Origin of the sequence: Vibrio sp. 661 (assembly GCF_033339315.1) — a bacterium.
Classification (GTDB): domain Bacteria; phylum Pseudomonadota; class Gammaproteobacteria; order Enterobacterales; family Vibrionaceae; genus Vibrio; species Vibrio alginolyticus.
Genome location: NZ_JAWOUJ010000002.1, coordinates 41,200 through 55,959, shown reverse-complemented (window position 1 = coordinate 55,959; position 14,760 = coordinate 41,200). Strand labels below are relative to the sequence as shown.

At 46.6% G+C, this 14,760-nt stretch carries 10 protein-coding genes; 6 read left to right on the top strand and 4 right to left on the bottom strand.

The features are described 5' to 3' along the window. Nucleotides 1–123 precede the first annotated feature (123 nt). The 3 genes from R7P69_RS04495 (at nucleotide 124) to R7P69_RS04485 (ending at nucleotide 3,100) form a co-directional block, all read left to right on the top strand. A complete protein-coding gene (locus R7P69_RS04495; protein WP_238952790.1) occupies nucleotides 124–1,512 on the top strand; it encodes a cytochrome ubiquinol oxidase subunit I in 1,389 nt (462 codons plus the stop codon). Between the two features lie 10 nt (nucleotides 1,513–1,522). Next, a complete protein-coding gene (gene cydB, locus R7P69_RS04490) occupies nucleotides 1,523–2,521 on the top strand; it encodes a cytochrome d ubiquinol oxidase subunit II (protein ID WP_054574502.1) in 999 nt (332 codons plus the stop codon). A gap of 174 nt (nucleotides 2,522–2,695) precedes the next feature. After that, entirely contained in the window at nucleotides 2,696–3,100 is a 405-nt protein-coding gene (locus tag R7P69_RS04485) for a hypothetical protein (protein ID WP_054574501.1), read from the top strand. A gap of 47 nt (nucleotides 3,101–3,147) precedes the next feature. Here R7P69_RS04485 and lhgO read toward each other — a convergent pair whose 3' ends face one another. The 3 genes from lhgO to R7P69_RS04470 all read right to left on the bottom strand — a co-directional run bounded on the left by lhgO (nucleotide 3,148) and on the right by R7P69_RS04470 (nucleotide 7,605). Next, a complete protein-coding gene (gene lhgO, locus R7P69_RS04480) occupies nucleotides 3,148–4,374 on the bottom strand; it encodes an L-2-hydroxyglutarate oxidase (RefSeq protein WP_238952791.1) in 1,227 nt (408 codons plus the stop codon). An 8-nt stretch (nucleotides 4,375–4,382) separates the two neighbouring features. Beyond that, nucleotides 4,383–6,506 (bottom strand): TRAP transporter permease, encoded by a 2,124-nt coding sequence (locus R7P69_RS04475; RefSeq protein WP_213963606.1) that lies wholly within the window; start codon nucleotides 6,504–6,506, stop codon nucleotides 4,383–4,385. An 88-nt stretch (nucleotides 6,507–6,594) separates the two neighbouring features. Next, entirely contained in the window at nucleotides 6,595–7,605 is a 1,011-nt protein-coding gene (locus tag R7P69_RS04470; RefSeq protein WP_005374185.1) for a TAXI family TRAP transporter solute-binding subunit, read from the bottom strand. Nucleotides 7,606–8,441: 836 nt separating this feature from the next. Between R7P69_RS04470 and brnQ the strand changes: the two genes are divergently transcribed. Next, nucleotides 8,442–9,752 (top strand): branched-chain amino acid transport system II carrier protein, encoded by a 1,311-nt coding sequence (gene brnQ, locus R7P69_RS04465; RefSeq protein ID WP_005374201.1) that lies wholly within the window; start codon nucleotides 8,442–8,444, stop codon nucleotides 9,750–9,752. A 103-nt stretch (nucleotides 9,753–9,855) separates the two neighbouring features. Further along, on the top strand, nucleotides 9,856–11,064 hold the full coding sequence (locus R7P69_RS04460; protein ID WP_005374203.1) for a GGDEF domain-containing protein: 1,209 nt from the start codon (nucleotides 9,856–9,858) through the stop codon (nucleotides 11,062–11,064). Between the two features lie 43 nt (nucleotides 11,065–11,107). On the opposite strand, the gene R7P69_RS04455 is transcribed toward R7P69_RS04460, so the two are convergent. Continuing rightward, the gene (locus tag R7P69_RS04455; RefSeq protein WP_005374204.1) at nucleotides 11,108–12,457 is read right to left on the bottom strand and encodes a sigma-54-dependent transcriptional regulator; all 1,350 of its coding nucleotides are present in this window, start codon (nucleotides 12,455–12,457) and stop codon (nucleotides 11,108–11,110) included. A gap of 178 nt (nucleotides 12,458–12,635) precedes the next feature. Here R7P69_RS04455 and R7P69_RS04450 point away from each other — a divergent pair, with 178 nt between their 5' ends. Beyond that, nucleotides 12,636–14,696: a sensor histidine kinase gene (locus R7P69_RS04450; protein ID WP_238952792.1), complete on the top strand. Its 2,061-nt coding sequence runs from the start codon at nucleotides 12,636–12,638 to the stop codon at nucleotides 14,694–14,696. Nucleotides 14,697–14,760 lie beyond the last annotated feature (64 nt).

Sequence of the window (14,760 nt, the reverse complement as noted above, 5' to 3'; positions counted from 1 at the left end):
GTGTAAAAAGCGATCGTTTTTTAATCTCTTCGTCTTCCTTCTTCGTATTTCACCTTGTTCGCCACTCTTCTGTCTCCTCTTTAAATCCGGCGAACAGTTTATCCAACGAAAAAGGGACCGCTCATGGACACACTCGCCATTGACCTAGCTAGATTCCAATTTGCCTTTACTGTCTCTTTCCACATTATTTTTCCAGCTTTTACGATTGGTTTGGCAAGTTATCTCGCTGTATTAGAGGGCTTGTACTTAAAAACGGGCAACAAACAGTACATGCAAATCTATAAGTACTGGCTCAAAATCTTTGCCATCAGTTTTGGTATGGGTGTGGTGAGTGGCATCGTGTTGAGCTATCAATTCGGTACTAACTGGAGCATGTTTGCCGACAAAACAGGCCCAATCCTAGGCCCGCTAATGGGTTATGAAGTTTTTACTGCGTTTTTCCTCGAAGCTGGGTTTTTAGGCGTGATGCTTTTCGGTATGGATAAGGTAGGTAAGAAGCTTCACTTCGCCGCGACTTGTATTGTTGCATTCGGGACGTTTTTGTCTGCGTTTTGGATACTTTCGGTTAATAGTTGGATGCAAACACCAGCGGGCTATAGTATCAACGAAGCCGGACAGTTTATCCCAGAAGACTGGTGGGCGATTGTCTTCAACCCTTCCTTCCCTTACCGGCTCGTTCATATGTTGCTCGCCGCTTACCTTACTACTGCCTTTGTTGTAGCCGGCGTTGCCGCTTATCACTTGCTAAAAGCAAACCATAACCCTCTAGCCAGAATTATGTTCTCGATGGCAATGTGGATGGCTGCCATCGTGACACCAATTCAAATCGTTGCTGGAGACATGCATGGATTAAACACCCTTGAACATCAACCCGCCAAAGTCGCCGCGATGGAAGGGCACTATGAGTCTCACCAAGGCGCGCCATTGATCCTCTTCGGTATCCCTAACGATGAAGAAAAACGCATGGAATACGCACTGGAAATCCCCAAACTCGGTAGTTTGATTTTAACTCATGACCTCAACGGTGAAGTGAAGGGATTAGATGCTTTTCCAGAGGAGGAGCACCCTCCTGTCTCTATCGTTTTCTGGTCTTTCCGAGTAATGGTCGCGCTTGGTTTTGGCATGCTTGTTATTGGTTTGTGGAGCCTTTGGCTAAGAAAACGTCGCAAACTTTTTGATTCGAGGGCACTTCAACGTATTTGTGTGCTGTTTGCCCCAGCGGGGTTCATTGCAGTTTTAGCAGGCTGGATAACTACCGAAGTCGGTCGACAGCCTTACACCGTATACGGTCTTTTAACCACAGCCAATTCGGCATCGCCTATTGATGCCGCCGCGGTGAGCGTCTCCCTGACGGCGTTCATCGTGGTTTACTTTGTGGTTTTTGGAGCTGGCTTCTTCTATCTCCTACGTTTGATGCGCAAGTCTCCAACTCGATATGAAGAAGGTCTAGATAGCCGACTTCCTGATGGCACGAAAACCGATGCCATCACACATTATAACCATCTAACCTAGGAGCTTACTCATGGATTACGCATTAATTTGGTACGCTTTGATTGGGCTCGCTGTTCTGATTTATGTCGTGTTAGATGGCTTTGATCTCGGTATTGGTATCCTATTTCTCAGCGCTAATGACGATGAAGAGCGCGACATGATGATGAACAGCATCGCTCCTGTTTGGGATGGGAATGAAACTTGGCTAGTTCTTGGCGGAGGTGGGCTTTTTGCCGTGTTCCCCCTCGCCTACGCGGTCATTATGCCAGCACTCTATGCTCCCCTGATTTTAATGCTGCTCGGGTTAATTCTGCGCGGGGTTTCTTTTGAGTATCGCTTCCGAACACAACGCGGAAAGTTTTTATGGGATAGCGCTTTTTTCATTGGTTCACTCACCGCGGCATTGATGCAAGGCATTATGCTCGGAACCCTGCTCCAAGGTATAGAGGTTAGTGAACGAGCATACGCAGGTGGATGGTTTGATTGGCTTTCGCCATTTAGCGTATTTTGTGGCCTGGCGCTTGTTTGTGCTTATATTCTGCTCGGTTCATGCTGGTTATTAATCAAGCTTCCAGAAGAGCTGATGGGGCGCTATTACGTGGTCGCGCGACGATGGGGACTAGCGATGGTAGCCTGTATATTCATCGCCAGTTTGTGGCTGCCATTGAGCCAAAATATCGTCTTTGAACGTTGGTTCTCATTACCAAACTCGCTACTGTTTTTCATTTTACCAATTATTACTGCGGCACTTATTTGGCAGTTATTCAAAGCCTTACTCGACCACAAAGCCGTCCGAGCCTACGTTCTTGCGATCGGCCTGTTTCTTGTGTCCGCGATGGGTTTCGGTGTCAGTACATTCCCTTACTTGGTCCCATTCGCACTCACTTATCAAGACGTCGCCGCGCCAGACAAAAGTTTGGCATTTTTACTTGCCGGTGCGGTGGTATTACTTCCTCTGATCATAGCCTACACGGCTTATTCGTACTGGGTTTTCCGCGGCAAGATGAAACGTGGAGAAGGATATCACTGATGAAACTAAAACCCATTTTGTGGTTCATTGGCATTTGGCTGGCAAGCGTGGTCGCCTTGTTTATCATCAGTTCGTTGATACGAACTGGGATATTGTAGGCCCAGAGTCTACTGCACCACATCTGAAGCCATTGAGGTCTATACTCAAGCAAGAGTAAAACAACGGAGTGTTTTTATGACCTTAAAGCGGTTTCTGGTAACTTTGATTCCTTTGACGGTTCCACTGTTTTCACCAAATGCATTGGCCGTAGACAAGCAGATGTCATCCGCCATGAAAAGTAAAATGCGGTCTATTTGCTCCGCAACAAACGAACAGAGCCATTGGCAACTTGCTGAGGCAACTCCTGACGCCAGACGCTCACTCAACATGGTGCTTTATCAAATGAATGCCGATGATAAATTGAAAGCAATTCATGAGGTGAGAACGAAAATGGTCGGCGGCACCCATTATGCGTTTGAGTTCGAGTTGCAAGATGGCCAAGTCTGGAATGCAATCGTTCTGCACAGTGCCCGAGGCGATTACATGATCGAAAGACACGCAAAGAAAGGCGAACTCTGCCCTAAAGATGGCAACTCCTAATTCCCAGATTCAAATACAATAAAGGCGACAGTTACGTCGCCTTTGTTTTATACCGTTTTCGCCTCTATCTTCTCATTTACTTTATCGCAAATGTACTCCCCAATCGGCATTGCAGATGTCGCTGCGGGAGAGGGGGCATTGCAAACGTGTAGGCTTCTTGCGCTTTCGGCAAACAAGAAGTCATGAACCAAGGTTCCGTCGGATAACACCGCTTGCGCACGAATACCCGCAGGATATGGTTTGAGATCGTCTACCTTGATGCTTGGGCAGTATTTATTGACCAGCTTGAGATAGCCCGGCTTCCACCACGAGTTCTTAAACTCATCCAATCCGGTTTTTAGATGCTTTTGTGTCACCTTCCAGAAACCGGAGAAGCTCAGCATTTGCATGGTATCTTGCAAGCTGAAGTTAACCTTGTCGTACCCTTCTCGCTTCCAGCCTTGCACCGCATTTGGACCTACGGTCACACTGCCATCAATCATGCGAGTCAGGTGGACGCCCAAGAATGGCAAATCAGGGTCGGGAATTGGATAAATAAGATGATTCACCACTTGGTCGTGTTTGCTATCTAAGCGGTAGTATTCACCACGATAAGGGATGATCTGAAAGTCAGTTGGAATACCCATCATCTTAGTCATTCGATCCGCCATCAAGCCGCTGCAAGTAACCAAGAACTTGGTATTAAGCTGCATCGTTTGACCGTCTGAAATGCAGGTCAGTTGGACTTCTTCGTCCTTCTCTTCGGCAGCCACCACTTTGGTTCTCAGGCTGATTTGACCACCGAGCTTTTTGAACTCTTCCGCCATCTGCTCAGTGACCAAACGATAATCGACAATACTGGTGGTTTTGACATAAATCGCGCCCAAGCCCGTGATGTTTGGCTCAGCCAGCTTGAGTTGAACTTCATCGAGTAGCTTTACGTCGATGCCGTTGACATGGCAGCGCTCATAGAGGGCATTCATGCGTTCGACTTCTTGCTCATTGGTCGCAACCAGTAACTTGCCACAGTTCTCCACCGGAATATCGTGCTGAGCACAGAACGAAATGGTTCGCTCTACCCCACGCTTACAAAAGTCGGCTTTTAAGCTACCCGGTGCGTAGTACACTCCAGCATGAATCACGCCGCTATTGTGTCCGGTTTGATGCTTGGCAAAACCGGACTCTTTCTCAACCAATAAAATGGATTTGTCTGGATGACGTTGTTGCAGTTGCCATGCTGTCGACACACCAACGATACCACCACCAACAATGATGTAGTCATAGACTGATTTCATACGACCTCTTATAAAACCGATAGTTGAGATTGTTGCAATTTGAACTTGCGACCACTGTAAATGAACACCGCGACAAATACCGCGCAGCTTGCCACACGAATCAACATTGGAATGTCGTGCCAAACCAGCAAAGTACCCACCACAACCAACAAGAGACGCGTCAGAATGTTTAGAGGACCTTCCAAGTAGCCTTCAATCGCACCAATCAATGCATAGGTACCGATGATGGCAAAGAAGCCCACGGTAATCACTGACGTCACATCCCAACTGACTAAGCCTGTGTAAGCAATCAACAACGGTACAAGATACAAACCTTTGGCGATTTTCCACGCCATCAAACCGGTGCGCATTGGCGGTGTTTTCGCGATGGTTGCCGCAGCAAAGGCGGTCAAACACACTGGTGGTGTTACGTTACTGTCTTGCGATAACCAGAAGATGATGAGGTGAGCAGCCAGCAATGCCAAACCTACCGCTTCCATACCCAAACTTTGCTCTAGTAGCGTCTCCATAAAGTCCGCAGGTACTAGCGCCACCATTTCTTTCGCGGTTTCCAACGCCATTGGTGCATTAAGCAGTTCCAACTTTTCTGGCGCCGCCAACATGAAGATCGCTTTTGCTTGTTCAGGCAATTGACCCGACACCATCAATTCAAGCAATTGGTTTTCCGCAATCAATTTGTAAAGCGCAGGGGCAGACAGTGTACCCAATACAATATACGCCGCTGTCACGGGTAAACCCATACCTAAAACAAGAGAAGCGAGCGCAATCAGAATGATCATGATGAACAGGTCGCCATTCGCCCAACCGTCGATCATCAGTGAGAACGTGTTGCCGATGCCCGTGGTGCTGATCACGTTGATCACCAAACCAATACCCACCAGCAATACCGCAGTTGTCGCCATATTTTTCGCACCTTGTGATAGCGCTTCGATGATCGCTTTTGGTCCCATCTTATGATCTTTCGAGAACCAAGAAGCCACCACCACAGAAATGATCGACAAGCCCGCAGCGTAAGTTGGCGTAAAGCCTTGAACCAACAAAGTAACCAACACCGCCAGCGGGATAAGATTGTGCCAACCGCTGATCAACACTTTCAGTAGAGACTCATCACTGGTCGTGATTTTTTGCACGCCGCTGCGCTTGGCTTCGATACGCACAAAGAACGCCACAGACAAGAAATAGATAAGAGCAGGAATGAAAGAAACGGCAATAATATCAACATAAGGAATTTGCGTGTAAGACGCCATGATGAAAGCACCCGCGCCCATCACTGGTGGCATCAACTGACCACCTGTCGACGCCGCAGCTTCAACGCCCGCTGCAAAGCGCGAAGGGAAACCTGCTTTTTGCATTAAAGGAATACTGATAACACCAGTTGAAACCGTATTTGCCACACTAGATCCAGATACTGAGCCCATCAATCCCGAGCCAATCACTGCGATAAAACCGGGACCACCGATGATTTTACCAGCCGCAGCACGTGCCACATTGATGATGTAATCACCGACACCAGAGCGCACAAGAAACGCACCAAACAGAATGAACATAAATACAAAAGTCCAACTGATGCGCGAGATAGAACCAAACATGCCCTCAGAAGAATAGAAGCTGCGGTAGAGCAAGGTTTCCATGCTCAAACCCGGGAAATGGAAAATACCTGTCGCCCACTTACCCCAAAGCACAACGTAGCTTAAACACACCACAATCAGCACGGGGATAAACCAGCCCATGGTGCGTCGGATCAGCTCAATCACAATCAGAATTGCCATGATGGCGAAGACCCAATCGCTGGTCACGAACTTAACACCACGTTCATACAGCGCATCTTCGGCATAGGGAATATAGAGTAAACATGCGACCGCGCCCATGGCAATTAACACATCGATACCGAGTGCAATCTTACTCTGCTTGAGAGAGATATGAGCCGGATACCAAAGCGCACAAATCACCGCAAAGCCAGCAAAGTGGGTCGCGGAAATCCATAACTCTGGTAACGTCGATAAGGTATTAAACCAAATGTGCAAAGCAGACAACACCACGCCAAACACTGTGATTGTGGTGGTTACCCACGGAAAATCAGTGCGCGTGGGCAGCTCAAACTTCTGTAATTCCTTTTCTATTGAGTCGCTCATCTCATACTCCAAGCTCTGGCGGCTTTTTCCATCTTAGAAATCGGTAGGGATAAAATGCCCCGAGCCGAAACTCGGGGCCAAGTTAGCGTTATTTCGCCATTAGGTCTGATGGGATTTCGATGCCCATTTCTTTGTAGTAACGCGCCGCACCTGGGTGAAGAGGCACTGGCAAGCCAGCGATCGCTTTCTCAATCGCCATTGCTTTTGTTGCTTTGTGGATACCTTGTAGGAAAGGCAGATTCTCGTAGATCGCTTTGGTTAGTTGGTAAACGTCTTCTTCCGAGATATCTTCACGAACTGCCAAGAAGTTAGGCTGTGCAATGGTGGTGATCGGCTTATCTAGACCCGGGTACGTGTTCGCTGGGATCTCGTACTTCGTCCATAGGTTGTAATTGCCGTTCGCCTCTTTGATTTGTTCGTCAGTAAACGAAAGAATCGAAATGTCTTTACCCAACGCAGCAAAAGCTTGAGTGACCGCACCAACAGGTACACCCGCAGGCGTGTTCATGCCGTCAATGGTGCCGTTTTGAAGTGCGCTCGCACTGCCGCCGTAACCCATGTAAGCAAGATTGAATTTATCAGGGTCGACCTTCAGACCTTTCATGATTTGGCGACCAGAGTTCTCAGTACCTGAGTTCTTCTTACCGATAGAGAACTTCTTGCCATCTAGGTTGTTCAGATCAGTCACTGTGCCCGTTTTTGCTAGGTCAGAGCGAACAATAAAGTGCTCAACGTTTTGCCAAAGCATAGAGACTGAGCGCAGTTGTTCTTGGCGACCGCTCTTCTCATAAGGACCTTCACCAGACCAAGCCCACGCACCGTAAAGACCTTGTAGAATCGCGAACTGTGCTTCGTTTTCATTCAGCAGTTTAACGTTTTCACCAGAGCCCGCAGAGCTGATTGCAGAAAGGGAGAAGTGGTGCTTTGGTGCCAACTTCACTTTGCTTAACGTCGCCAACGCTACGCCCACAGGGTAGTAAGTACCACCTGTCGATGCCGTTGCAAGAATATAGCTACGATCTTCTGCCGCAGCGTTAGCAGCAATACCAAAAGAAGTCACAGCGACAGCCAAAGCTTTTACCAGCTTATTCATTTTCATTATTACTCTCCGTGTAGTCGTTTCACGATTGGGGATTTACATCATGTTAAACCTTTATTAACAACACATTCCCTAGAGCAATTGAAATGCCAACTTTTAACCCTTTGTATTTATTGAACTAAGTACTGAAAGACATCAAAAATGAGCAAAATCATGCTGATTTGATAGCAAAGTAATGAGCAAGATCTTGCTCATTGAAGAGGAGAAGGTTGCACGCCTAGATCGCAAAAGGTTAATAAAATGTGATCAAGACAAAATAAATGCACGATTCACTAATAAGCAATATTTTGCCGATGCAATTTTGGATTGAATTGCAACTAATGAGCGTCTTAACAATAAGAAGAAAAAGCGCATCATTCTAAACTGCTCAATTTATCAGCTGAGGTTTATAGCCTAAACGACTACAAATAGCACAAAAATACAGCAAAGAAAGCCATGTTACAAAAATGAAAAGTCATTTATTCTAATTTTTAATTTAAAAAGCAGCTCGATCCACCAGTTAAGAAATAAACATTGACCGTATCAACTTATTTTCTACTTCGGGGTTGTGCCAATGGCCCTATGTTCGTTAGTGTAACAACACGCCAAGGCAAACGTATTCCTTGGTATTTTTTCGTCTTTAAGGATCACCCATGTTAGCAACTGCGCAATTACAATTCGCTTTAAAACGCCCATCTGGCGTTGCTGCTGCGATCCTCCTGCTCTCTCTGGAACTGATTCAGAGCTGACAGGCTATATCTAAACTTTCTGTCAGCTTGAGAAGAAGCTGACGGGAACACCACATACTCCTCCCATTCCTTTCAGTTTCTTCCAAGCGAAACATAAGAGGAATAACAATGTTAAGCGCACGCAATATCGCCGCTTTGGGCTTCATGACTTTCGCCATGTACTTAGGCGCGGGTAACCTGATCTTCCCTCCATTTTTGGGTTACCAAGCAGGTGAAAACTTTCTGAGCGGGATGTCTGGCTTCCTCTTAACGGGTGTAGGTCTGCCTGCGATGGCACTAGTGATGGTGGCTATCGTAAACGGTTCAGACAAATTAACCGCTGCCCTACCTAAACCTTTGGCGACCAGTTTTTGGGTAATGGTATTTATCGTAATTGGCCCTGCGTTCGTGATTCCACGTGCAATTACCGTGGCTTACCAATTCAGCTTTGCGCCAATGTTTGGTGATGCAGCTTTGGTGCCTTTCACTATTGCCTTCTGTGCTATCACCATTCTATTTGCCCTATATCCGGGTAAATTGGTCGACAACCTAGGCAAGATCTTAACGCCTGCCTTGATGGCAATCTTGATCATCATGTCTGTGACGGCTTTGGTTTCTCCTGCAGGTGAGCTAACTGCCGCAACGGGACCATACCTATCTGGTGCATTTGCTGAAGGCTTGACCCAAGGCTACATGACCATGGATGCGCTAGGTTCTATCGGTTTTGGTTGGATTATCTTCCGCGCGATTCGCAGCATGGGTGTGGATTGCCCGAAAGCCACCGCAAAATACACGCTAATCGCAGCTTTGATGTACGCGGTTGCCATGGCGTTTGTTTACATCTCATTGGCTTACATTGGCTCGACAAGCTCATACTTGGGTTCTGAGTTCAGCAATGGTGGCGACATTTTAACGGCATTCACCTTCAGCCACTTCGGCGCATTTGGTTCACTATTACTAGGTGCCGTGATGGTATTAGCGTGTTTGACTACTGCTATCGGCGTAACCACCGCAGGCAGTGAGTTTTACGACAACACCTTCAGCAAAGTGAACTACAAAGGCTGCGTTATCACGACCATGGTATTGGCAGGTTTAATCGCCAACGTAGGTCTGGAGCAACTATTGGCTATCACATTACCAGCGGTTGTGGCGCTTCACCCAGTAGCGATTGCGTTGATGATCATGGCACCGGTGCGCAACAAGATGTCGCAAATCATGGTCGTCGCGACGGCGTTCACTGCTCTAACGTTTGGTTGTGTTGATGCGCTGCACATCCTAGGTTACATGCCAAGTTCCACTGATGAGTGGATGGGTAATTACATGCCTCTGTACAATGACTTTGCTAGCTGGATTGTGCCTAGCGTATTTATGATGATTGTTGGTCTGCTGTTTACGACGAAAACCAACCAAACCGAACAATTCGAGCTGGTGAATGAATAGCCGTTTAACATAAGACATCGCTCAATAAGTGCGTTACTATGTAGCTCGCTTATTGATATCAGGCAAAGGAGTTGCCTGAATGAAAGATTGATATGGGTCGCCTATGGATAATCAGTATCTAGACATCAGAACACTGAACTTTATCGTTATTCTGTTCTCTTGCATTTACTCTATTAGTCTGCTTTGTTATCAATACACTCAGGGTAGAGTCAAAGGCTTAAAAACCTTCTCGATATCACTACTGTTTATTGGTTTAGGCCCTTTTTTACTTGGCTTTAGAGGCTCTGCGCCAGACTGGCTGACCATCGTCATAGCCAACACTCTCATATTAGTCGGCTTCTTGCTTACGCTATATAGCGTAAGCATTTTTCGTCAATATCCTTTAAAATTGGCTCACTGTCTTACCTTGTTAACACCTGTTTTCAGTGGTTCATTTTACTATTTCACCTTCCATGACCCTTCTATCAAAAGCCGCATTATTTATCTGAGCATGTATATTTGTATCGTCACCTTCTTTAGTGGTGTCGCCATGCTTAAAGGTACCCAAAAGGACTTAAAGCTCCCTGTTAAAGCAATGGCTTACTCTTTCTTTGGATTTAGTTTTTTTATGGGATTTAGGGCGCTTTGGAGTACTTTTTCAGGTGAGTTACCAAGTTTTATGGTCGCAGGCCTTATCCATCAGCTGACTTTCTTATTTAGCATCTGCCTGATCGTTGCTTTGAGCTTTAGTATGCTGTGGTTAATTAACGGACGCTTGGTGCAATCCATAAATGATCTCTCTCATTTAGATGCACTCACAGGGCTATATAATCGTCGAGCCATGGAAGAAATCGTTCCAAACTTGGTTAGTAAAGCACATAAAAAAAGCCAAGCAATCAGCATTATTATGACTGATGTCGACAAGTTCAAAGCGATTAATGATCACTATGGTCACACGGTTGGCGACTCCGTCATGGCAACGATCTCCACTATTTTTAAAAAGCATCTTCCTGAGTCAGCCTGCATTGTGCGATTTGGTGGTGACGAGTTCATGATTGTTTTGCTCGAAAAAGCACAACAAGCCAAAATTGTCGCAGAGCAAATTCGCCTTGCGGTCGAAACTGAAACCGCTTTGCAATCATTTAAAACTGAAGTGACCATGAGCTTTGGTATCAGTCAGTTATCTGAGGGGCAATCACTTCAAGAGGCGCTTGCTGAAGCAGACGAAGCGCTATATAGCTCTAAACATACTGGAAGGAACCTCGTTACCTTGTTTGGAGAAGGTAAAGACCTAAATTATAAGTTTGTCCCAGCTCCTGCCAAAAGCGCATAACATGTTTGTTATGCCAATGATTTTACATTAGCTAGAAATCGTACTAAGTATAGTCGGAGCGATTCAAACCAAACTTCTGCATCTTTTGGTTAAGGGTTCGACGTGGTAAATCCAACTCCTGCATCACCTCATTGATGCGTCCATGATGCCTGACTAAAGAATCATGTAGCACCTTACGTTCAAAGTTATGTAGCTGAATCGCCAACGGCACGCCCGCATGCGTCTCTTCGGTTGTTGAGGATGGTCGACTAGAGAGAATTTCCATTACGGAGACGGTTTCATCCAATGCAAAACGCATCGCTACATTCCTAAGCTCACGTACGTTACCAGGCCAAGAGTAAGCAAGAATGGCCTTTCTATCGGCTTCACTCAGTGGGCGGCTCTCAGGGTTACTTTTCAGAGCAAAGTGTTCGAACAAGATCAACGCATCATCTTCTCGCTCACGTAGCGGTGGCAAATAGATCTGCGCCACATTAAGACGATAGTACAAATCCTGACGAAACTCGTCATGATCATTGAGATCTTCTTTCGCGGCGGCGATCACTCTCAAATCAACTGAGATCTGTTGGTTGCCCCCAACGCGCTCTACCGTATGTTCCTGTAATGAACGCAACACTTTCACCTGCATGGACAGCGGCATACTCTCGATTTCATCAAAGAATAAAGTGCCTTTATCCGCGTATTCCAACTTACCAATGCGCTTTTTACCCGCTCCGGTAAATGCCCCTGCTTCATGCCCAAACAGCTCACTTTCAAACAGGTTCTCAGGAATAGCGCCACAGTTGATTGGCACAAAATGATAGGATCTGCGTTGGCTTTCATTATGCAAACTGGTCGCCACCAGCTCTTTACCACAACCTGTTTCGCCGTAAATGATCACGTTAGTATCAATGCGTGCTAACTTGGCTACTTGTTCTCTAAGCTGTTGCATCACTCGGCTTCGCCCAATCAACACCTCTTCTAAGCCGCTAACGCTAGATAGGTACTCTTGGCGATCTTGAGTAGACGTTTGTGCGCGATAGCTCTCGACCGCTTCGGTTACTCGTTGGGATAAACGCTCAGGTTGGAAAGGTTTCTCAATAAAATCGAACGCACCGTTTTGTAACGCCCCTACTGCCATATCGACGTCACCATGTCCGGTGATCAAGATAACTGGCGTTGGGATGTGATTAGCAATCAGGCTTTCTAGTATCGACAAGCCGTCGGTGTCCGGCAGGCGAACATCACTGACAATCGCATCAAATTCTTGGCTAAGAATGGCCGCTTTCCCCTCTTCTCCTAAACTGAATGCGGTCACGTCGAACCCCGCCAGTTGCAGCCATTGGCTGGTAGCCTGACGAACAATGTCATCGTCTTCGATAAGTGCAATTTTAGGGGTGTCATCAAAAGCCATGAGTTACTGCCTGCTTTATGGGGTGGGAAAGAAATCGCTCTTTATTAACGGTAGCAAAAACCACTGAGGAGAAAAGGAGCTAGATCTCACTTCTTGCTTACAAGTCTTTAACATCCAACCAGTTAGGCGCACTCTTTAATGACTGTTGGTGAGAACACACTAGCTGAATGGAGTCGGTATGCAGCGCAAAAGGAATGGCAAAACATGGCTTGTGGTCGCAATTGCGGCAGTGCTGATGTTGTCTTGTTATAGCGCCAGTAGAGAAGTTGCCCGTCAGTGGTTGAGTGTACAAACTCAAACCGAAGCTCAACAAAAACTGCTCGACTATATTGGTGAAGTTCGCCGTGCACTTAAACGCTTCTACCATCTGCCTTACCTCGTCACCAATAACCCAGAAACCATCGCTTTTGTGAAAGGGAATCTGACTTATTACGAACCGTTGCAAACCCAACTGACTCAACTAGATAAAGCCGCCAATACGGAAGGTTGGCTAATCCTGTCTAACTCTGGCGAAGTATTGGTCTCGAGTTTAATCGAAGAGCGCTTTAGCTTGTCTGACCGAAAAGCCATTGTGGAACAAATTCATAATCAAGGCGGCGGTGTTTCCTTGGTGAACAAAACTAAAGGTTCGAGCCCGTTGTATTACCTTGCAGCTCCTATCTACGACGGTCTGGATATCGCAGGCATTGTGGTGGTGCAGATCAACCTCAGCTTGTTGACCGAACAGACCATTACTAGCCAAGACATCATTACGTTGCAAAATCGCCAGCAACGCTTTTTCCTATCAAGCAGCTCGCTTTATAACGCAGACTGGTTTAACGAACCGAGCAACACCGTTCAGTTAGAAACGCAGCGCTTATACGACAACACCAATATCAGTGTGTGGACGCTCAATCAGCAACGCTATTTTGCGCACACCGTTAAATTGGATGATTTGAATTGGTACGTCAGCTACCTCACCCCTTCTAAGCCGATTCAACAAACCATCAACGTGATTGGTTGGAGCGTAGCGGCGCTGCTCTTGTTGGCTGTATTACTCGTCATCATTGGCTTACAACGTCGCCAAAAGCACATCAATCAACAGCGAATTCAAGCCCTGTTGGAAGAGTCTCAACGCCGCTTGAAACAGATGATCAATAAGACCCACGTTGGTTTGCTATTGATTGATGAACAAGGGCAACTGTTCGATCTCAACCCAATGGCAAAGCGCTTGTTCTGTTTGCCAGAAAGCGTCAATCGACATGCTTTTGCTTGGGAGTTATTCGATGCTGGCAACCCCAATTCCACCACACTCAAGTTGCTTAAGGATTTACCTAAACATAAAGAGCTCGCAGAGATCAGCACGGTCGAAACCATCGCCAGACGCAGTGACGGTAGCGTCTTCCCTGTCTTGTTCTCACTGACCAGTTTCCCTTGGCATGGCGAGCAGTATTTCCTTGCGACGATCATCGACATCAGCAAGCGGAAAAAAGCCGAGCAATCACTGCAACAGGTCAACCAAGAGCTGGCGCAGCGAGTAGAAGAGCGAACTCAAGCGCTAAAAGAAGCGCAAAGCCAGTTAATTGAATCGAGCAAAATGGCCGCTTTGGGTCGCATGTCGAGCGCGATTACTCATGAGCTCAATCAGCCACTGACGGGCTTGCGCACCCTGCTCACCACGAACGAGCTACTAGCAGAACGCGGTGAAACCGAGATGATGAAAGCTAACAACGTATTGGTCCAGAAGCTGATTGATCGCATGGCAAGCATGACTAGTCAGCTAAAGACGTTTGCCTATAACAAACCAGAAAGCTTGCAGGCAATTTCTCTTACCTCCGCACTCGAAGAGACCTTACGCGTTTATCAATCTCAATTAGACAAGGTGGATGTGCGTGTCCGGGTTCCTCATGACTTACCTAACATCATGGGTGAAGAACAACGACTGCTTCAGGTGCTCGGTAATCTTGTCTCGAATGCGCTAGACGCAATGAACCGTACCACCCACCCGCAGCTCAGCTTGATCGTCAACCCAACCGGCAATCAGGTCGAACTGATCGTCAGTGATAATGGCTGCGGCGTGTCGGATGAGATGCTTGAGTCGATGTTCGAGCCCTTCCAAACCTCAAAGAAAATTGGTGAAGGATTGGGGCTGGGTTTAGCGATTACGGCCAACAATATGCGTGATATGAACGGACAAATTACCGTGCATAAGAATGAACAAAATGGGCTGACTTTCACTCTATTGTTCAAATCAGCCTAGGTTGATATTGATTACAAAATCATCATTAGAACTAGGCATCCCCGCTGTTTGAGAAAAACACGAT

What these genes read in the sequence shown, in the direction of transcription:
- R7P69_RS04495 (WP_238952790.1), top strand. Translation starts at nt 124, where the DNA reads ATGGACACACTCGCCATTGACCTAGCTAGATTCCAATTTGCCTTTACT.
- cydB (WP_054574502.1), top strand. Translation starts at nt 1,523, where the DNA reads ATGGATTACGCATTAATTTGGTACGCTTTGATTGGGCTCGCTGTTCTG.
- R7P69_RS04485 (WP_054574501.1), top strand. Translation starts at nt 2,696, where the DNA reads ATGACCTTAAAGCGGTTTCTGGTAACTTTGATTCCTTTGACGGTTCCA.
- lhgO (WP_238952791.1), bottom strand. Translation starts at nt 4,374, where the DNA reads ATGAAATCAGTCTATGACTACATCATTGTTGGTGGTGGTATCGTTGGT.
- R7P69_RS04475 (WP_213963606.1), bottom strand. Translation starts at nt 6,506, where the DNA reads ATGAGCGACTCAATAGAAAAGGAATTACAGAAGTTTGAGCTGCCCACG.
- R7P69_RS04470 (WP_005374185.1), bottom strand. Translation starts at nt 7,605, where the DNA reads ATGAAAATGAATAAGCTGGTAAAAGCTTTGGCTGTCGCTGTGACTTCT.
- brnQ (WP_005374201.1), top strand. Translation starts at nt 8,442, where the DNA reads ATGTTAAGCGCACGCAATATCGCCGCTTTGGGCTTCATGACTTTCGCC.
- R7P69_RS04460 (WP_005374203.1), top strand. Translation starts at nt 9,856, where the DNA reads ATGGATAATCAGTATCTAGACATCAGAACACTGAACTTTATCGTTATT.
- R7P69_RS04455 (WP_005374204.1), bottom strand. Translation starts at nt 12,457, where the DNA reads ATGGCTTTTGATGACACCCCTAAAATTGCACTTATCGAAGACGATGAC.
- R7P69_RS04450 (WP_238952792.1), top strand. Translation starts at nt 12,636, where the DNA reads ATGCAGCGCAAAAGGAATGGCAAAACATGGCTTGTGGTCGCAATTGCG.